General features: G+C 60.8%; 17 protein-coding genes. 3 read left to right on the top strand and 14 right to left on the bottom strand.

The genetic code is table 11. The annotated features are described in order from the left end of the window. Positions 1-57: 57 nt before the first annotated feature. The 3 genes from MOV76_RS08660 to MOV76_RS08650 are packed head-to-tail and all read left to right on the top strand — an operon-like array spanning position 58 to position 3,145. A complete protein-coding gene (locus MOV76_RS08660; protein WP_247264337.1) occupies positions 58-2,364 on the top strand; it encodes a type VI secretion system Vgr family protein in 2,307 nt (768 codons plus the stop codon). An 11-nt stretch (positions 2,365-2,375) separates the two neighbouring features. Then, entirely contained in the window at positions 2,376-2,801 is a 426-nt protein-coding gene (locus MOV76_RS08655; protein WP_130698274.1) for a DUF6484 domain-containing protein, read from the top strand. Beyond that, a complete protein-coding gene (locus MOV76_RS08650; protein WP_130833066.1) occupies positions 2,801-3,145 on the top strand; it encodes a hypothetical protein in 345 nt (114 codons plus the stop codon). Before MOV76_RS08655 ends, MOV76_RS08650 begins: the two co-directional genes overlap by 1 nt. A 15-nt stretch (positions 3,146-3,160) precedes the next feature. Here MOV76_RS08650 and MOV76_RS08645 read toward each other — a convergent pair whose 3' ends face one another. Genes MOV76_RS08645 through MOV76_RS08580 form a run of 14 tightly spaced genes read right to left on the bottom strand, consistent with a single transcriptional unit; the run spans position 3,161 to position 19,785 of the window. Continuing rightward, complete coding sequence (locus tag MOV76_RS08645) at positions 3,161-4,087, bottom strand: hypothetical protein (protein WP_131605576.1); 927 nt, start codon at positions 4,085-4,087, stop codon at positions 3,161-3,163. Further along, positions 4,088-5,080: a DUF4150 domain-containing protein gene (locus tag MOV76_RS08640; protein ID WP_130833062.1), complete on the bottom strand. Its 993-nt coding sequence runs from the start codon at positions 5,078-5,080 to the stop codon at positions 4,088-4,090. Then, positions 5,080-6,102: a 3-oxoacyl-ACP synthase gene (locus MOV76_RS08635; RefSeq protein WP_131605575.1), complete on the bottom strand. Its 1,023-nt coding sequence runs from the start codon at positions 6,100-6,102 to the stop codon at positions 5,080-5,082. Before MOV76_RS08635 ends, MOV76_RS08640 begins: the two co-directional genes overlap by 1 nt. After that, on the bottom strand, positions 6,099-7,208 hold the full coding sequence (locus MOV76_RS08630; protein WP_131605574.1) for a DUF2169 domain-containing protein: 1,110 nt from the start codon (positions 7,206-7,208) through the stop codon (positions 6,099-6,101). The genes MOV76_RS08635 and MOV76_RS08630 overlap by 4 nt, the downstream gene beginning before the upstream one ends. Then, a complete protein-coding gene (tagF, locus tag MOV76_RS08625) occupies positions 7,208-7,753 on the bottom strand; it encodes a type VI secretion system-associated protein TagF (RefSeq protein ID WP_131605573.1) in 546 nt (181 codons plus the stop codon). Before tagF ends, MOV76_RS08630 begins: the two co-directional genes overlap by 1 nt. Then, a complete protein-coding gene (tssM, locus tag MOV76_RS08620) occupies positions 7,735-11,265 on the bottom strand; it encodes a type VI secretion system membrane subunit TssM (protein ID WP_247264336.1) in 3,531 nt (1,176 codons plus the stop codon). The genes tagF and tssM overlap by 19 nt, the downstream gene beginning before the upstream one ends. Position 11,266: 1 nt before the next feature. Beyond that, the gene (gene icmH, locus MOV76_RS08615) at positions 11,267-12,592 is read right to left on the bottom strand and encodes a type IVB secretion system protein IcmH/DotU (protein ID WP_131605571.1); all 1,326 of its coding nucleotides are present in this window, start codon (positions 12,590-12,592) and stop codon (positions 11,267-11,269) included. 4 nt (positions 12,593-12,596) lie between these two features. Next, positions 12,597-13,931, bottom strand: coding sequence for a type VI secretion system baseplate subunit TssK (tssK, locus tag MOV76_RS08610; RefSeq protein WP_131605570.1), 1,335 nt, complete (start codon positions 13,929-13,931; stop codon positions 12,597-12,599). Positions 13,932-13,948: 17 nt separating this feature from the next. Next, positions 13,949-14,410 (bottom strand): type VI secretion system lipoprotein TssJ, encoded by a 462-nt coding sequence (gene tssJ / locus MOV76_RS08605; protein WP_131605569.1) that lies wholly within the window; start codon positions 14,408-14,410, stop codon positions 13,949-13,951. Continuing rightward, positions 14,410-15,690, bottom strand: coding sequence for a type VI secretion system-associated FHA domain protein TagH (gene tagH, locus MOV76_RS08600; RefSeq protein ID WP_131605568.1), 1,281 nt, complete (start codon positions 15,688-15,690; stop codon positions 14,410-14,412). Before tagH ends, tssJ begins: the two co-directional genes overlap by 1 nt. Beyond that, complete coding sequence (tssG, locus tag MOV76_RS08595; protein ID WP_131605567.1) at positions 15,681-16,748, bottom strand: type VI secretion system baseplate subunit TssG; 1,068 nt, start codon at positions 16,746-16,748, stop codon at positions 15,681-15,683. The genes tagH and tssG overlap by 10 nt, the downstream gene beginning before the upstream one ends. Next, the gene (gene tssF / locus MOV76_RS08590) at positions 16,712-18,586 is read right to left on the bottom strand and encodes a type VI secretion system baseplate subunit TssF (protein ID WP_130767080.1); all 1,875 of its coding nucleotides are present in this window, start codon (positions 18,584-18,586) and stop codon (positions 16,712-16,714) included. The genes tssG and tssF overlap by 37 nt, the downstream gene beginning before the upstream one ends. 1 nt (position 18,587) lies before the next feature. Further along, on the bottom strand, positions 18,588-19,349 hold the full coding sequence (gene tssE, locus MOV76_RS08585) for a type VI secretion system baseplate subunit TssE (RefSeq protein ID WP_065277760.1): 762 nt from the start codon (positions 19,347-19,349) through the stop codon (positions 18,588-18,590). Next, positions 19,336-19,785: a type VI secretion system tube protein TssD gene (locus MOV76_RS08580; RefSeq protein WP_065277759.1), complete on the bottom strand. Its 450-nt coding sequence runs from the start codon at positions 19,783-19,785 to the stop codon at positions 19,336-19,338. The genes tssE and MOV76_RS08580 overlap by 14 nt, the downstream gene beginning before the upstream one ends. Between the last annotated feature and the right edge of the window lie 23 nt (positions 19,786-19,808).

Raw genomic sequence — 19,808 nt, 5'->3', positions numbered from 1 at the left:
TTATGCTAGGCTTCTCCATCAGGATCGCCGGCGTCACGAGACAGGGGCATTCTCCGCATGGCTGATGATCGCAAGACAACCGTCCAGACGCCGCTCGGATCCGAAGCGCTGACGTTCACGCATCTCATCGGCCGCGACGAGGTCAGTCGGTGTTTTGCCTTCACGGTGGGCTTCATCAGTTCTGACGAGAATGTCGACGCACTCAAGCTGCTTGGAAAACCCCTATCGGTGGAAGGGGAAGGCGGAGACAAGAAACGCTGGTTCAGCGGACTCGTCACTGACTTTCGCCTGACGCGCATCGAGGAAAGGTTCGCCTACTACGAGGCAGAGATGCGGCCTTGGCTTTGGCTGCTCGGCAACAGCACGGATTGCCGCATCTTCCAGAATATGAGCGTCGTCGAAATCGTCGAGAAGGTCTTTTCGAAGTACAAGGGGGCAAAATTCGAGAAGCGGTTGCAGGGTTCCTACGAGGCGCGGGAATATTGCGTGCAATATGACGAAACCGACCTCGACTTCGTGCAGCGGCTGCTCGAGCACGAAGGCATCATGTACTTCTTCGAGTATGACGAGGGTGAACACACACTCGTGCTTGCGGACGCCATGAACAAACTGAAGCCGGCACGAGGCTATGAGAGCGTCAAGTTCCGGGCCGAGGGCGATCCCGTGCGCCGGGACGAGGAATATATGACGGACTGGGTTGCGACCAGTTCTGTCCTGCCGGGCACCTTCGCCCACACGGACTACGATTTCACCAAGCCGGGCGCCGACCTCATGACGCAATCGGCGCAACCTTTCTCTCACGCGGAGGCACAGGGCGAGCATTATCGCCATCCCGGTGCACATTTGACGGTCAGCCGCGGTGATGCAGTGGCCGTCGTGCGGCGGGAGGAAATTCAGGCGGCGCATCAACGGATCGCGGCCGCCGGCACCGTACGCGGCCTTGCCTCGGGTTGCAGGTTCAAGCTTGAAAATTTTCCTCGCAAGGATCAGAACGCGGAATATGTCGTGCTTCGCGCAGATTACCGTCTGTTCGACCCCGGCTACCGCCCCGCCGCCGATGCAAGGGAAGAAACCTTCCGGGCGATGTTTCAGGTTGCTCCGACCTCCATCAGTTATCGGCCGCCTCGCAGCACGATCCGGCCGGTCATGCGCGGGCCGCAGACCGCGACTGTCGTCGGTCCTGCGGGCGAGGAGATCTTCACCGACAAATATGCACGCGTGAAAGTACAGTTTCACTGGGATCGCATTGGCAAGAAGGACCAAAACAGTTCCTGTTTCGTGCGCGTGTCGCAAACTTGGAGCGGCGCCGGTTGGGGTTTTATCCAGATCCCCCGGATCGGCCAGGAAGTAATCGTTGACTTTCTCGAGGGGGATCCTGACCGGCCCATCATCACCGGCAGGGTCTATAACGGCAAGGAAATGCCGCCCTACGAGTTGCCGGGACATGCCACGCAATCCGGATTGAAGACGAATTCCTCGCCGGGGGGCGGTGGTTGGAATGAATTACGTTTCGAAGACAAGGCCGGATCGGAGGAGGTCTATTTCCAGGCTCAGAAGGATCACAATCTTTTGATCAAGCACGATCGCAGCAAGCTCGTCCAGCACGACCAGTCGGACCGCATCGACAACAATGCCAAGCACTCCGTCGGTGTGAACCTCGATGAGGATGTCGGCAACAACAAGACGACCAAGGTGGGGGTCCACCGCACTGTCAATATCGGATCGAACGATACTGAGACGGTGGGGGTCAATCGATCTCTGACCGTGGGCGCCAACGAGACGATCAGTATCGGCTCGAACTCGACCGAGACAATCGGCGCCAATCACACCCAGACCGTGGCCATCGTCCAGACGGTGACGGTTGGCGCGGCACGCGTCGATACCGTCGGCGCGGCGGAGACACGATCGGTCGGCGCGGCTCAGATGAATACGATCGGCACTACCCGATCGGTCAGCGTCGGTGCTGCCCAGAACCACGACATCGGCGCCTCCGACAGCTGGAACATCGGCTCGGACCAGGGCGTGTCGATCGGCGGCGCACAGGCAAGCAGCATCGGCAAAGCTCGGAGCGCCAAGATCGGCGACGACGATTCGACGGAAATCGGCGGCAGCCGGGCGGTGAAGGTCGCCAAAGGCAGTCTCGTCGAGGTCGGCGAGGACGGAGCGATCAAGATTGGGAAGGACCTTCTGATCGACGCGGCAGACTCGGTCGTCATCAAATGCGGCTCGGCAAGTATCGCAATGAAGAAGGACGGCACGATCTCGATCGAAGGCAAGAACATTTCGATCAACGCATCCGGCAAATTCAACGGCAAGGCCTCGGGAGAGGTCAGTTGGAAGGGCAGCAAGATCAACCAGAATTGAGGAACGGTCATATGTCCGAAGTCGCGGAACGTATCGAGGGCGTGGTCATCGGACTGCTGCTGGGTTTCGATGCAGGCGTGCCGCTGGTCGTTTTCCCCGGCAACCCCCAAGATGTTGCCTTGCGCGCGCGAAGCCTGGCCGAGCTGACCTCGGCCATGGTCGGGTCCGAAGTTGCGTTGCTCTTTGAAGGCGGAGACGCCTTACGACCGCTAATCGTCGGACGCATTGTCGATCCGGCGCGTCGCTCGCCAATGCCGAATGTGATCCGTGACGGTGAGCGTGTGCAGATCACCGCTCAAGAGCGGATCGAGCTTCGCTGTGGCAAGGCAACGATCATTCTGGAAAAGGATGGGCACATTACCATTCGTGGCACTTATGTGACGAGCCACGCCAGCGCGGCCAACCGCATTCGTGGCGGCTCGGTGAACCTCAACTGATGCCAGCGGCGCCCGTTCTCCGCGAAATAGTCCGACAGCATGCCGAGATGGCAGCGTTTTTGTGGACCGTCTATGATTATCATCTGCTCCATCCCGATGAGAATCCGGACATGGATGACGTGCGAATGGCCCGTCTTGTCGAAAGGTTGGAAGCCCATCTCGATGGACTGCGCGTTGCGGGCGAGGAGGGAGTGAGGATCGCTCAGGAACGCTATGCCGAATTTCCAGAAGCGGGAGAGTTGTTCGTGGTGAGGATGTTGTCCACGTCCAATTCAATACCGATCTTCGATTTGCAACTCGACAGAGTTAGGGGATATCTGGCCCAAAATCTGCCACGTGGATGAGGGCAATGCCGATCATTATATGAACGACGTGTCGTATACCTCAGCCCTATAGCCGCCATTATAAGAAATCTCGATACCCCGCCAATTCGTCCCGTCGAACTGAAAGATATACTCTCCGCATGCCGCCGTCAGCCACTCCCCGGCATTGAGGCGATAGGTGTATCCGAGGTTGGCAACTGGTTCGAATGCGCCTGCCGAGAGAACATGCACGCCGAAATCGGAGTCGGCGAAATAGATGCTACCCCTGAACGAGCATATCGAGAGGATATCGCTATCGAGACCTGTTTCGAATTGCACAAATTCATTGTCTCCGAGATAGCCGGCGATTCCGCGGTCTCCAGCAACGAAGACCCTGTCTTTCTCAACAAGGACGCAACGGAAATCAGTCCCTATCCTGACATCTATCGGATCCCAGTTTCTCCCTCGCGATTTCAGGATGAGGCCGTTTCCGCCTACCGCGTACAATCGATCCGGTGACAAACCATGCATATCAAAGATTCGATCCGACGCTGCGACGGTGTCTCGAGACCAGGTCGACGCGTCGTCGAATCGCCAGATCTGGCCGTCGTCACCGAATACGAAGTCTGCGCATTTCTCAAGTGAATAAGCCCCTATGAGAAACGACGAGTTCAGAAGGTCAGACCTCCAAACCGTACCCGCGTGGAGCCTGACGACCCCACCGATTTCGAGCAGGATTTCGCGCCGCGCACGGACAGAGTGAAATGCCATGGCAAACTCACCGAACACATCCTCCACGTGCACAGCCAAAGAAGTCATGGAAATCCGGAGGATTGCTACCTCTCCGATCTCCTCGTGAACATCCGACAACTGACAGGCGACACGAGCATGATCACGGCCCACCTCATAGGCGTTGAGCGCGTTAAATGACTGCATTTCGGGCGGCAGGTCCACCACCCTCTTGTGAACGGGAGTACGTGCCATTCAGCGTGCCCACATCCTAGTCGGGTCCGAGTTTACTTCCCATGCGATCGGTTCCTTTGCCGCTTTTGTCGCGGAGTTTTTCGGGTCTTTTTCCTTAACCGCGCGATCGAGATATTCCATGAACAGTGCTCTCAAGCATTCCTGGATATTCTTCTGCGCCGCCGGCTTTGGCTTGGCATTCTTGGCGCGCGGGTCGTTGTCTACAACCGCCTTCGTGCAATCGTCGACGACCTGGCTCAATGTCGGCGTCTTTGTCCGCTTCCTGATCGCATCATTGCACTGCTTTGTTTTCAAGTTGTGCGGTGATCCTGTTTTGCTGCCAGAGCCCTTTCGGCGAAAGCCGCCACCTGGACCCTTGGCGTATGATGCCATGCAAATACAGGGCGCCCCGTTGGTCGTATAATTCTCGAATTGCGTCGCGGTCTCGAGGCCGCGTTCCCACTGCAGATATTCGTTTTGAACGAAATGTTCGGATTCATATCCACTAGGGCAATCCGCATCGCTGTGCGTATGGACTTCGAACTCAGCGAGAATGGTAGCACAATCCAGCCTGTTGGGCGAAAATTTGCAGATCTCGGGCCAAGGGGGAGTTTGGCCTTGAGGGCTGGCATGGTTGTGCGTCGCCAAGTCAGAAAATCGTATGACCGGTTCGCCTTCAAATTTCACATCTGGAGACCATTTGTGGAAATATTTCTTGCCGGTGTTCTGGGATGTGATGATACCCTTTTTTGGTGCGCAGCCGGCTTCGGTGCCAGAGGTCCGCTTCTCATCGGATTTGTTCTTGATGTTGACGGTCTCGCCGCCGATCTTGACCGTACCGGTACCGTTCTCAGTGTCAGAGGCCATTCCGAAGCTTGGGTAGGGGATCGGCACCCCCGGCGGCGTAGCTGGAGTTTGCGGCGGTGTGAAGCAGACATCTGGGAAGGCGGCAATTGTCTGGGCGTTCACCGCCTTGCCAGAAATCTCGAGATTGTTAGCAAAGACGTTGGACATTATGCTTCCCGCGCAACGAAAACCGCCGCGCCGCAGGCGCCCGCGTCATTTGAAGCTTCTATGAGCATCGGCGATGCCACAGCATAACCCTTTCTGGCTGCCATCCATCCCATTCCGAGCATTAGAGGCACGACGGCTGCCCCGATATTTCCAAGCGATTCTGCCGGCGACCATAGATCTTGCGGATCATGTCGCCCTCGTAGCAGCCGCAAGTTTGCCAAGGCTGTCTGTTTAAACCAGTAGGTTTCCCCGATGAGATCGGCGATCCGATAGCCAAGCTGGTTCATCTCAATGCCGGTCTCGTCAAGCGCCATTCGATAAGCCTCTGTCATGCCGTCGCCGCGCAACGGAAGATCTGCCCCATTGTATATAAAGGCCGGCTCGCGCGTGAGACCGAGGCCAGAGAGCTGGAATTTGCCGTTGAGCGAACGTGAGCACAAGACTGCAGCCGCGGCTTCTCCGGGGATGAAGCCGTCCGGATTGGTGGACGTCAACAGACGCTCGGTGCTGAGATAATGCGAAAGGGCGGCCGAAGTCAGGTAACTGTCGACACCAGCAATCAAAACGTAAGGGATTGCGTCCTGAGCCAGCAGCCTGCGGGCTTGATCCAACGCGACATGGCCAGAGGGCCTGCCATGGGCGATGATGCGCGAATGCAAATTCAGGTCGATCTCGGCAATCCGGCTAATTTCCTCTGACAAAGTTGCGTCGTCGTGCAGAGGCCGACCTTGCCGATCACCCTCCGGGAGGCAAAGCATCAGCGCGGTTTTGCCTCGCGCTTCCGGCACTGCGTCGAATGTCTCGCATATTGCGGCTGCGGCCATATGGGCGAGCCGCTGCTCGCCGATCCAGTTGCGTGGCATCGGCACCGGTGCGCCAACCAACCATTCACCGCGCGGGCCGACAAAACCTGTCTCGCGAAAGCCGTCGAGACGCGCTCGCATAGCAGCACAAGATGAAGGCGCATCAAGACCGACCGCCGTCACCATGCCGATTGATAGAATATCCAGCCTGGCGTTCATGCAGCATCAGCCTCCGCGTTGAACCGGGCGGGCAGATCAAGAAGGCGGATGTAGCGCTTACCGCTAACACGCGCCCTCAGCATTCCCCTCGTCGGAGGTCCGATCCAGCATTCAGAGAAATCGAGGATCGATCGATGAATGCGCTGCGACACGCGCCAGACAAATGAAAAGCGTCGGTTTTCCAGATCGAATAAAATCGTATCGGGCAATACCGGCCTCTCGAAGCACTTCTCATCGCCTCTGAACAGGGTGATCGGAAGACTGGTGGGCGGTAGCCGGAAACTTTCACGCCCTGACGGGGTCAAGTTGACGATCACCACTTCCTCACCGCCGCTCGGGAAATTTGTCTGCTGATCGGGCGGCGCCATCTGGAAATAGCGCTCATCGAAATCGGCAGGAAGGAAGGGGAAAACGTTGTCGATCCAGTTCTGGTCATAAGTCCCACCGAATTCGATCCTGTCGGGCCAGGCCCGGCCGTAAGGGCCGAAGCTCATAGGGCGGTAGTCGCCGAAGGGTGAGCGGACCTCCTCGCCGGTCGCCTGGGTATTGGGCAGCCGGAGACCCGGAATGAGGCGTTGATTGCCTGTGCGCGCCCAACCGGTACCGACTGGGTTCTGTCTGTAGCTCGCGGGCTGTTTGTCGTCCGAATCAAGGCGGTCGGTCCCGCCCCATGCTGTGTCGTAGGAGAAGGGCTGCCGCAGAAACGGCTGCGGGGCGGAGCCAGTAAAGACCGGCCCCAGCGCCCGCCACTCGCGATGACCGAGCACGTCAAAGACCTTAGACCATTGCCCGAGCTTGATTCCGACCGTGACGCGGTCGGCTGGCCGTCCGCCCGGAGCGTAGGCGCAGCCATTGGCGATGACGTCACAACGCGGCTTGCGGAACGCAAAATCAGTCTCCCAGAGCGTGGCCGAAAAACCAGGTGCGCCAGTATGCGTATCGGCCATGACCAGCGGCACCTGCACGGACGATTTCCGAACGAGTCCGCCCGGGGCTTCAGGGAATTCGAACGTTGCCTTGACCACAACGACGACATACTCGTGTCCGGCCTTGTCCATACCCATGGTGAATTCAGTCGGATAGCCGGTCTGGTTCCAGATCTGCATCAGACGTCACCCGGGTCTTCGGGGAAAAACTGGCGCAATGCCATGTCGGGCGCGCCAGGGTCGATCTCCACGCTTGCGCAATGGCTCATCCAGAATCTCATACCGCCGACGATATCGCCGGAGGCGGCAGCGGCAGGATAAGGCAGCGTCGCAAGACGCGCGGCCAGTGCATCTCCGTCAATCCCTTCCTCTCGTGCCGCCATACCTGCCGCTTCCAGGTCATCGAACCAGTCGGCCGCAACGCTGGCAATCTCGGCGGCCGCAAGGGGCGGCGCTGCTGCGATCGTCAGCGGAAACCGGCGGCCTGCGCGGTCGGCGCTTGCCAGGATCACGCCCGTCATCGGACCAAATGTGTCGCTGCCGAGGAGAAAGCGCAGGATCGGGGGGTAGCCCAAAGGCCCTTGCGAAAGCCGGTGAACCAGATGCCGGCTGATCCAGTGATCCCACCGCCCGACGAAGGAGGCAGGCAGGCGGCGGGTGACGAAGTCCCCCATCGCCGGCAACTTTCCGAAAAATCCTGGCAGGATCAAAGCTGCGTCGGGCACGAAAACCTCGCAAACATCTTCAGGTCGAAGGGATTGGCAACACTCCCCGCCCTGAGCTCGAAATCGGCATAATAGCTCTGGGCGGCGAGCCGCAGTTTGAAAAGCTCGGCAAGATTGGTTCCGGTGAGCCGGCCGGCGCGCAGCATTCGCAGGAAGGCCCAGCTCCCGGTCTCGCTTGCCATGACTTCGGGTGAGCCGTCGATCGGCTGAAAGGAGAGGATGATCACGCCGGTGCCATCCTTGCCCGGCCAGGTCATTTGTTGTGGGCGGGTGGGGTTGTTGAAATAGGACAGACTCTGCCCGTCGACGTTCAGGGTCACGCGGCTGACGGTGGGCGAAAGATCCTTCGGCTCAAGCGTGAAGGTCAGGATCGGTCCCGCACCACCGGGAAACAGGCTGTCACGGATCAAGCGGGCTTGCTCCAGCGCCACGAGCGGTGCGGGATCGAGCTTGATGTCGGAGCGCCATTTCCAGGGATGGCTGGTCGTGTCGATATAGTTGACGAGGTTGTTGTTGGTGAAATTGTCGATCAGTCCGCCGGGGCCGAAGACGCGCTGGAAGTCGACCACCGTGACATCGATTGGACTGTCGGGGACGAAGGGATATCGGTTGGTCAATGCCGCCTGACAAAAGGGAAGCACATCGGCGCGCCAGATTGCGTTCAGCTCCGAAGTGACCGCGCCGGTCGCCAGCTCACTGGTATCGCCAGCCAGTCCCGCCAGCCAGTCGTCCAGCGGATCGGGAAGGGTAACGGCCTGTTTTGCCACCGCCCCGGTCAATTCCGCCAGGCCACCTTGCCGTTTCATGGCGTCCTGGGCATCCGGGCTTGCCGAGACCGTCTGGAGCATGTTCGAGAGGGCAGTCAGGGCTGCGACCGCATCGTTGAGCGCTGGAGGCTGGCCGTCGACCTCGACGACGGCGGCCTTGATCGGTTTAAAATGCTCGGCAACCAGCGCACCCGACAGGTCCACATCCGACTTCGCGCCGGCTGCTGGCATCATTTTCACGCCCTTGGAGGCAAGCTTGCCGATCTTGCCGAGCTTCGACAGGAGTTTGGATGTTCCAGCCGGCGGGGTCTGGCCGCCACCGTCATCCTCGGGGCGTGTCAGTTCCGTCTCGCGCACGATGGCGGTCAGCAAACGCTTCATGGATGAGTCCGCGCTCGAAAGATCCTTGAGATTTTCACCGGCCGTCTGCAGGTCAGAGAGCGGCGCAAGCCGGACGTCCCGCATGAGGCCGTCCCACTTGGCGATATAGTCGTCATAATAGAGCTTGAGGATGTCCTGCGAAAGCGCCGCGACCGACGGGCTGGCGCTCTCAGAGCATCCGCCTGCAAAGACGGAGCGGTCCAGGGCGGCCTGGGTGGCGACATCTTCGAGGCGGGCGAGGATGACGTTGTGAAAACCGTCATAGGTGAAAGCACCGCTGATGCCCACCCTGAGCGTCTTGTCCGAGCGGCGTGCCAGCACCTTCAGGCCATTCGGGCCGACATGGTCGGCCGGAATCCACTGCTTCAGCGCCGCGACCTCCGGATCCGAGAGCAGCGCATTATAGGCGCGCACAGGCAGCGGGATCGAGCAGATCGTTCGCAGAGCTTCGGCCACCAGTACTTCGTCGGGGGCGACGAAGGCCTGTTCCGTCGCCATATTGTCGATCGCCGCAAGTTGATGATCCGATGCCATTTCGGTCTTGAAGGGCGGTATGGGTGCTGAGCCCGGCAGCGTCTCAACCCACCATAGCTTGGCGAATTCCGGATCCATCGGCGACAGCCCGGTCATCATGCGATAGGTCTTCAGCGCACCCAGCTGGAATTCGGGATCCCGGATTTTCCGCCACATTGTCGCCTCAAGCAGAGCGACCATGCGCGGCTCCAATATATTGCGCAGCGTGCGGTCATAGGCATCCGACTGCGCCTGATGGATCGCGGCTTCAGCCGAAGGTCCGATCATTGCGGCCGCGCCCCCGGGCGGGTCCGTGCGGGCGTTGGCAACTTCCGTTGCGGCTTCGAGGCCGAGATCGAGGTCGAGTGGGTCGACGGGTGCCTGGCGCGCGGCAACCGGGGAGAGGGGAAGCTGCAGGCCCTCAAGTTGCTCGGCTTGCGCCGCCAGAGCCGCGTCGTTTCGCCTATAGGACAGGGTGAACAGCAAGGTAGAGATGACCACGAACGCGGTCGCGGCCACCACTGCGCCGCGCCATATCCAGATACGCCGTTCTTCTGCCGCCGGGTCGAACGTGCCGAGCCCCGCTTCCCTGAAAATCACCTTCGTCAGCAGGTCCTTCAGGAAGAAGCTGCGTTTCTCCACCCGCAACATCGGGGAGGCGGGTTGGGTAGGCAGTCCAAAGGATGACGCCAGCGCCGCCGTCAACCTGTCGATTGCCGTGCCTTCCTGGGTCGCCGACGTCACATAGATGCCCCGCAACCACGCGCTTTCGGCATACTTGCTTTCGCCGAAGACGGTTTCGATCAAAACCCGCACAGGTTCTGAAAGGCTTTCAACTTGGGCCGGGAACCGGAATATCTCTGCCCGGTCCGCGAGACTTTCCTCGCCTTCGAGCCGCGGGATGAGACGCCGTTCGAGCACGCCTGCAAGTGTGGAAATCTCTTGGGTGACTTCGGCGCCGTCGATGCGCGCGCCCGGAGCAAAGGTCGCCCCCCACACCTGTTCCCGATCTGCCGTCGACAACGACCCGAAGAATTTCTCGAACCCCTTTATCAGGTCGGCCTTTGTCAGCATGAGATAGACTGGCAAGCGGATCCCGAGGCGCTCCTGGAGTTCCGCCAGCCGTTTGCGGATCTGACGCCCATGCATGCGGATTGCCGCATCGTCTTCGGACAGCGTGTCGATACCAAGCGCCACGATCACGCCGTTCAAGGCGCGACGACCCCTATGCTTCTTCAGGAGATCGAGGAAGCCCAGCCATTCGGCGGCATCGACTTCCGGCTGGCTCTCCTGCTGAACATAGCGCCCCGCCGTGTCGATCAGCACCGCTTCCTCGGTGAAGAACCAGTCGCAATTGCGCGTGCCGCCAACGCCATGCAGATCGTCGGTCAGATCGATCGGAAAGCTCAGTCCGGATTGCCTGAGGGCTGTGGTCTTGCCGGTCGCAGGCGGACCGATGATGACATACCAGGGCATCTCGCGCAGAAACTTTCGGCCGCCGACCTTCTGGCGTTTGAGACCCGCCATGACCTCGCGGAATTTTGCACCGACGGCGGCAACGCCTTCTTCGGACGGACTTGGCGGCGCTTCAGGCTGGGGAGTAATTTCGGAAACGAAGAGGCGATTGGCGCGTACCGCACGCCGCCGCGCCACAATCCACCAGAGGATGAACAGGAGAAACAGAAGGCCGATGATGACCAGTCGCACGATCTCGGACGCAAAGGGCGCACTGTCTCCGACGCTGACGATTGGACCGAAGATCCACACGATTAGGGACAACAGGATGAGCCCGATGAAGGTCCAGAGCCAGCGAGACGTGACAATGGCCCAGAGGAACCGGAAGATCGCCATCTCAGAGCCTCTTTTCAATCAGGATTTCGATGCGCCGGTTGGCAGCCCGCCCCTCGCGCGTATTGTTGCCGGCGAGCGGCTGGCTTGCCGCGCGTCCTTGTGACTTCAACCGTTCGGCCGGCACCCCGGCAGCTGCGAGCAACGAGGCAATGGTTGCAGCGCGCGCCTCGGAAAGGCGCTGATTATTGGACAGGGGATTGGATGCCTGGACCGGGACATTATCGGTATGGCCGGTGATCGTAACGCCACCGATCAATTCCGCATTCTGCTTGAGAACCGTTGCAATGGAAGCAACGAGAGGTTCAAAGTCCTTGGTCAATTCGGGTCTGGCGGACTGGAAAAGCTCAGGTGTGCTTGATTGCAAGAGAAGCGTGACCGAAGAGGCGTTTTCATTTCCCTTCAGGGCGGGGAGCAGCGGTGCAGGGGCGGCGGCGCGGAATTCCGGCAGCAGCTCGATAACGACCGGCTCCACCGGCGGCGCGTTTGGCGGCGGGGTGCGCTTTTCCGGCCGGTAGATTTCGGCGCGCTCGGGCGGTGGCAGCGCCCGCACAAGCGCAGCAAGCCCCTCCGCCTTGGTATCGAGGCGCATTGACAGCGCCAAATAGATCGCGGTCGAGAGTGCGACAGCAACGACAACCAGGACCCAGATCGGCACCGCAAACCGGGATGGTTCGTCGGCCGCAGCGACCCCCTCCCATCGGGGTGATAGCGGCGCGTCCTCCGCATCGGCATCTTTGAGGAAGCGGGCTGCCCCCGCACGAACGGCGCTGATCGAGCGGTCACCGGCGCGGCCGGGCACGCGATACTTGCCGCGAAAACCGAGCGCCAGGCAGAAATACTGGAGTTCGAGCAATTCCTTATCGCGGCCGGGATGGCGTTCAAGCTCTTCCAGCCTTGCAAAAAACTGCGCGCCGGCATCGACATCGCCCCGTAACATGACGACGAGCGGCTGGCGCGGCCACGCGCTTGCCCCACCCCAGGGCGTGTTCAGCGCCAGATCGTCGAGCAGCGAGGCGACAGCCCAGGCGGCCGCGTCTGCACGCTGCAGGACCGAACCGGACGCCATCGCCGCGTCCCGAGCCACCACAAGTTCATCCATCAATCTCGTTCGCAGCACTTCCGGGTTGCTCGGCGGCAAGGCGCTTTCGAGTTCGGGGGCAAATTCCAGCAATTTGGCGAACGCATTGATCAATGTGTTCGGATGAGATCGTGCCCGCCTTGCCAGGCTGGCTGCAGCGGCAACCTGCCTTGCGCCCGACGATGGCGGAGGCCGGATACGCGTCCGGCCGTGATCGCCCGATAGACCGAATGGATCCTCACTTGACATGGCGCTACCTGTTTACCGAATAGCAGTCGACCTGTGGTTCACTGGGCAACACGCCGGACACACCAATCACGAAGCCGGGCGAGCGCAGCAGGGATTCCCAATGTTCGCTGCGCTGATCGAGCTCGAGGCAAAGGCGGTCCCCATCATAGGGAATTTCGCGCGGCTGCGAATGAAGCGGCTTCAGACGGATGCCGGGCAACCTGGACTTCCACAAGGCTTCGAACTCGTCGGCTGCACCGACGGTGACCTGATCGACGAAGATCTTGCGCAGCGCGTCTTCCGACATGTCGCATCCGACGCGTACGACAATACGGCTTGCGGTCAGCAATTCGGGATTATCGACCCGGACCTTCCACACGTTTGTCGCATGCTTGAGAACGGGCAGTGCCCTTGATTTCGGCTCCACGTAACGCAGGCTGAGGATCAGCGAACGTAGGGTGTCAGCGAGCGCGGCATAGGCGGGTCCCGGCAGCATGTGGTCATAGGTCGGCAGTTCGGTCAGCCGGCGCGACCCTGACCCGTAGGTCGCCATCCGTCCTGCAAGTCCGCTGAGCTCCAGAAAGAGCTCGGCCGGGTGAAAGACCTCCTGGGGAAGGATATGTGCTAGCCGCGCCCGCGCAGTGTTGGCAAGATCGAGCACTAAAAGGTTTTCCACGCTGCGGCCCGCACCGCCGAGGACCATCTTGCCGTGCGCATCGGCAATGCGGTCGAGGCCGGTGATCACTTCCTGCATGAGCTGGCCATAGAAGGCCACCGCGCCGGTCACGAGAGCCGGCGGCAGAAAGTTCTCCCCGATCGCGACGCTCCCGTCGGCGAGCAGCCCGTTGACCTTTGCGACCGGCATCGCCGTATATCCGCCGGTCATTTGCGCCGGCGACAGAAGTAGGGCTTGCGGCCGGGCGATCTCGATCTCCTCCGGATCGGCGCCGCCATGGACAGCATCGCGCATCGGCTCGATCTGGCCTTTGTAGCGCGCGCCGGTCGGCTCGCCATGGGCGGCATCGAAGCTCACGCCTCCGGGCGGTTCCAGCGGAAGGGCAAGCTGCACCAATCCAGAGCCCATGTCGCGGGCGATGGACAAAGGGGCGGGCGCATCCATCGTCTCGGGAATGGAAAAGGGCGTGCCGTCTGGGAAAATGCCGCGCGCCGACAAGACCGCCACCCGGCCGGCTTCGAGCTGTGCGGCATCCAGCATCAGGGATCTGAAGCCGAACGTCTGCAGCCGTCCAGCCTGCAGCGCGCCGCGCATCAGCGCCTCGGTATATCGATCCTGCTGTTGAAAATGCTGCGTCCGCAGGAAAAGCCCTTCGGACCAGAGCACCTTATTCGTATCCGTCATGGGGAAACGCCCTCCCTTCAGGCGAGCGAGAGCGCCATGCCGCCGCTACTCAACGCTACAGTCGCGGTTACCGTCGATTCCGGCTTGATCGGTACCGCCCTTCGCCAGACACGCCCGCCTGGCGTCCTGAAGAATGCGACGACCCCGAGGAACGTCGCTTCCGGAGGGAAGGCTACCGTCTTGGAGGCCGATGCGCCGGGCGAGATCGTCAACTGATCGGCGCCGACGAGATCGGCTCCAAGCGCGGAAGACGGATCAGACTGGAGAGCAAAAACATCGGCCGTGTTGAATTTTGAAACGTCCTTGAGCCTGAGGACGAGGAGTGTCACCGGGCGGTCACCGCCGTCCGGCGCAAGATTCATACCCGCCTGTCCCGTCGCCGTGACGGTTACGGTCGAGGATTTCGGCGGTCCGCCCACACAACCGGAAATCAAGGCTGTCGTGCCAAGCATCATCAGAAAGCCGCGTCGGTGAAGCATTATTCTTTCTCCCTCTCTTCATAGCCATCCCGGAAGTCGCTGCCGATCTCGCCGAGAAAACGCGTCGATGCATTCCTGGCAATTTCGCGGTAGCGCTTCTCGTAAAGTTCCCAGAGCTTGGCACGCCGTCCGCCTGCAAGCACCGCGTCCCATGTCGATTGCGACTTCAGCTCGCTTTCAAGCGCTGCCGGATCGAAACGGTCGATCATCCTTGCGAGCGCAGCCTGGACCCCGCGCCACGTGCGCACGTGATGGTGGGCCAAGTCGCGGATGGAGCCGCTGATTGCGGCTTCCGCCGGCAGAAAACCTACGGTGCGCTGTGCTAGGAAGGTCGCGATAACATCGTCGACCGTCGGCATGAATTTGAGCGGATTGACTTCGGATGCACCGACAACGGTTTGCGCGATCCTGGCTTCGCCTTTTTCTTCGGCTCGCTTGCGCAGGAGATGGATCAGGCCCTCCAGCATCATCCGGTACTCCCGCCCGAAACTCTCCATTTGCGCGATCGAATCGGCGGCTGGAAATTCATCACCGTCAAAACCTAATCCGCGCAGAAACGCTTCGCGCAGCCCGGCATCGGTTGATGGGCTCGCCTGCGGCGGCATTTGCGGCGGCAAGTCAGGTCTGGATTGGGGCTTTGCCTTCTGTTCGGGTGCCGTGCGGTCAGGAACCGGCTGATCCGCGGGCCCGCCCGTCAGGAAAAGGTTCAATGCCTTGTCGTCCTGCCTCTGGGCCGGCAGAGGATCGAGACTGAACGGATCATCAAATGGGTGACCGCTCTTTGTGGCTTCCTGCCGATTTACTGCCTCAAACGCCGCCGCGGCGGGCTGTTCGAACGGGTCCGGCAATCCGGCAGGTCGCGGGGGAGGCTCCACCTTTTCGCTGCGCTCGGAAAAGAAAGTGTCACGCTCGAAACTGATCGGGGCGGGAGACGGCGGGCGTTCAGGCAGGCGATCCGAGGGTGTGCTCTGGACCTCGACACGGACGATATAGTTGCCGAGCTGCAATCTAGCCCCGTCGTGGAGAGGGGCGGAATTTCCCGACCCAAGCGGGACGCGCGATCCATCGATGAAAAGGCCCCCGCTCGACGTATCCGTCACCTCATAGCGGCCATGAACGCAGGCAATCGTGCAATGGGCGCGGGAAATATACATGTCCGGGTCGTCGATCCGCCAGTCGGCATCGGCGCTGCGACCGATCACGAGCTCGCCTTCCACGAGCCGCATCTGGCGAACCGCCTGCTGGTGCGGCGACTGTTCGAGAGTGAGTATCAGCGACATGGCGAATCCTCCGCAAAACCGGCGCGAAAGCCGACGAGTGTGCGCATGCACAAATCGGAAGCGTCGCGATCCTGCTTAGGAGCGAGCCAGGCAATGTGTCCGAGCCGCGCCTTGCTCAGCCGCGATGCCGGAACCTCCTCTTTTGCAAGCACCAGCCTGACGTCGATGTCGAGCCCGTTTCCAACCAGATCGCGGATTGCGGTTTTAAGGGCCCTGTGCCGGTCGCTGCCAGGAAGAAACGCGGTGTAATCGGATAGGGTCAACGGTCCGACCGAAAGCTCAATTCTCTGTTGTCGCTGGAACGTTCTCGGCCCGATCGTCGCGCTTCGGCCAAGCTGTGCGTAGGCGCCGGCGAGGCGGGACTGGAGCCTTTGCGGTATGTCCATCCAGACGCCGACAAACTCGCGAAGCCTGATGGGAACCTTGAAGTGGTCGGCGAGAAACTGCGTGAGCCTTTCGGGCCCATCGACCTGATGGGCAAGGGCTGCGGCGTGGGCGAGCTTCGTCATGTCGATCGCTGTCGGCTCGCGGTCTGCCCTGCCTCGCAGGCCGATCCCCGCCATGGCCGCCGCCATGGCACGAATGCGTCCGCCCTCGGTGCGCTCGATCTGAACGGCCGGGTGCGCATCCGCCCAGGCCCGATAGAAGAGCGCGATCATGCGATGTTGCAGCACATTGACGAAGTCGACGAACGTCGTGTCGCTGACCTCGCGCATGTCGGCACCGGCAAACCAGCGCTGCGACAGGCGATCTAGCACCCAGCGCGTCAGATAAAGCGGCATCGGGCCTTCCGGACCGAGCAGGCCGATAGTCGCGACCGTAACCCGGGCGGGCGCTGTTTCGGTGGCGGGCTCGAGCCTTGCGACATCCTGTACGGCAAAACCAAGCCGAATGTGTTGCCCGAGCCTGGCCGGTTCGCGCTGCGGAGGGCCTGCCTGACCGAAGATCCTGTCGGTATTTTCGAGCTGCCGCAAGAGCTCGAAAAAGTCGAACAGCTCGGCAGATTGGGCGACGTCATTCCTCAGATCAGGAAGCGGTTGCCCGGCGTTATCGGCCATAGCACATCCTCCTGTTTCTGCAGGATTCTCGCTCTTGTGCGCACGAATCCGTTAATCGCCGCATAGCGTGCAAAAAGCCTCGAGAGCAGCGCCGTAAGGAGCAAACTGCTATGCCCGGCAAGCACCGACTGGTCGACATGGAGCGTGATGTCGCTGCCGCGGGCAAAGCACATCGGCCCAGCGATCGGCAGGCGCTCGATGAGAGGTCGGGCCTCGACCCGCGCAATGGCGCGCACATGCCGCGAGAGGCTCGGATCTCCCCGCTGCGCATAAAGATCAAGCAGGGCATGAAGAGGGTCGACCCCGCGGCCTTCCTCCGAAAGACTGAGAAAGTTCAGCGACAATTGTGCAATAAAGCGCCAGGCGAGTTCATCGGCTCTCGAGGCGTCGACGGCACCGGCTGGCAGCATTGCCGGGATGGATGGCCAAGGTTGGCGCAACGCACCCAGCAATTGGACGGCCTCTACCGGATCGCCGCTTTCGAGCGTCAGAGAGGGCGTGTCGTCCAGTATCGGCAGGTCGCGGTTGGTGCATAGGGCCGTCACCTCGATCCGCTTGGGCGGTCGGGTCGCTTTCGACTGCGCCGGGCGTGAGAGGGTGATGAATACGTCGTCTCCGACGTAGGACGTGCGGGTTTGTCCCTGACGAAGCTCGTCCTCGCTCGGCCGCCGTGGGCGACGTTCGGTATAATAGACCCAGCCGCTTGCGCGGTTCTGACCGAGACTGAAAAGTGCCGGTATCTCGGCATCGGAGCCTTCGCCATCGGCATCCTCGACACGCAACGCGCGATAGATTTCGAAATCGCGCGGCCGCGTCCGATCGGCGTGGAGCACCTGGCGGGTCCGCCGTGGATCGAGCTCGATGACACTGCACGAGCGCTCGAACAGATTGATGATCGGCGTTGCGAAGAGGTCGAGATCCTTCGCGGTAAGGCCCGTAAGCTCCGGGACGGGTCGCCGGAGCAGGAAGACCAGTTCCAGCCTCTCGCCGCAATGGCGAACGACCGGCCGCATGCCCGTCACACGGGCATAGTGAAACCGCTCGGGGGCGATGAAATATTCGCGTAACAGCCGGTAGCCCTCAAAGGTTTCCCTCGTTCGGGGCATGAGCGCCTCGTCGTCCGATATGCCGACCATCTCCGGCGCAGGCAACGGGCTTAGCGGATTCTCGCGGCCCTCCGGGCGCGCGCCAACGCCGGTGCAGGCGCCAAACAGCGTATCGAAGAGCAACGGCGCCTTGCTCTTTTCGCTGAAGTATAGGTCCAGGCGATCGAGCGCCAAGTCGGCGAGCTTGCCCTTGCCGGTTCGATTGACGGTGATGCTCAATCCCGAGGCGCCGGGAACTCCGTCAATGGCGCCGATCCCTGCCGCCGCAAGTGCGCTTCGGTCCTGCATGTAGGTCACGGAGCTGATTGCAAGCGGCCAGAGCGTCACGTCCTGGACCGTGGTGAAGATGGACCTTGTGGAAATTCCGGGCCGCACGCTCGAAACGAGCCGCGTTCCCCGCTTCACAAGGTGACCGGCCAGCATCGTTTGAACCTGCTGGCCGGGTTTGAGCAAAGCCATGGCCGTTGCTGGGGCCGGCGAGACGAGGTCCGGATAGAAGTTTTCGAGCACGCTGCGGACATAGCGCATGCTTTCTGCGTCAACCTTCTGGCGTGTGCGGGCGGCCAGAAATGCGACGCCGTCAAGAAGCCGTTCGACGAAGGGGTCGGGGCACGGGACGGTATCGAGTGAAAGATTGCGCGCTATCGAGGGATGCATATCGGCAAACTCGGCGGCAAGCGCGCGAATATGGGTGAGTTCCTCCTCATAATATTCCAGGAAGACGCGATCCATTTCAGGCGTCCTTCAATTCGGTCCTTGCCGAGCCATTGTCGAGATCGAGGATGGTACGGATGCGCAGCCGTTCCGGTGCCGGCGTCGTCAGGAGCAGTGCGTCGATGTCGATCCTGAGACCAACCGACTTGTCGCCAAGGCTGACGGTGACCTTGGTAGCGCTTTCCTTCAGCCGGGGCTCGAATGCCGCAAGCACCTGGGCAATTTCCTTGGCGAGTTCCTCGCGGTCGAAGTCGCGCGATGAGCGGCCCGAAAATGGCGGCACCCCGTAATTGACGACACTGCGGCGAACCAGAGGGAAATCCTCAAGCGATGGAGGGTTGTCGCCGGCCTGGTCGGCCTCTGCATCGGTCAAGAGGGGCGAGGATTCGAAGCGTTGCACATTGAAAAGCGCCTCAATGTCGCGCCGCACCGCCTCGCGAAGCACATCGGTCGATACGACCACGCCGCGACTTTCGAGTTCTATGCGACGACGTTCCAGGGAAAGCAGACGATGGATGTTCTTTTTCTGCTCGATGCTGAGATCCGTCGCAGATTCAACTTCCCTGACGCCGCCAGCCACCATTGCGTCCAGCCGCTCTGCGTCTGTGTCGCCTTGCAGCATCTGCCGCAGATCTTTGATTTCGGAGCTGAGCCCCGGCAGGTCATTGACCAGGCGATCCCACAAAGACGGCTGGATCGTTTCGCGGGTTGCGCGCTGGTGCCCGCCAAGGGGCCTCGACTCCCTTCCAAATTCCTTTCGCCAGCCGTCACTTGCCGACATAGACATCCATTTCGACCTCGTCCTTGTCGTCGTAGTTGAACGTGATGTTCTTGTAGGCGAAGCCGACGCGCTCTTCGATGAGATCGGGCTCGTCCTCGCTTGGCATCATATTGTACTTGGTGACCGAAGCCTCCTTCAGCGTAACGACCAGATAATCGCTCGTCTCGCCTTCGATCGTTCTACGCGCCGAGAACTTGACCTCATCGAGAAGCGTGTTGTCGAAAAGCGCCTTCTTCAGATACGGCGAGGATTTGTCGTAATGCTTGATGAACGTGATCATGCCCAGACTGACGCGACCTCGTCGCGAAAGTGAGTTGGGATCGTAAGGACCGACCATTTCAAACTCCACGCCGTGGATTTCGATCTCGTCTTCGTGGCCATCACGTACGCTCGGTCCCGTAATGTCGGGCACCTTGAGAAAACCGTCAATTTTCATGGATAACCTCCCGTTCCCTTGTG

Source organism: Rhizobium sp. PRIMUS64 (assembly GCF_023006465.1).
GTDB lineage: Bacteria > Pseudomonadota > Alphaproteobacteria > Rhizobiales > Rhizobiaceae > Rhizobium > Rhizobium leguminosarum.
Note: the sequence above shows the minus strand (reverse complement) of the source record. Positions and strands in the feature narration are given on the sequence as shown.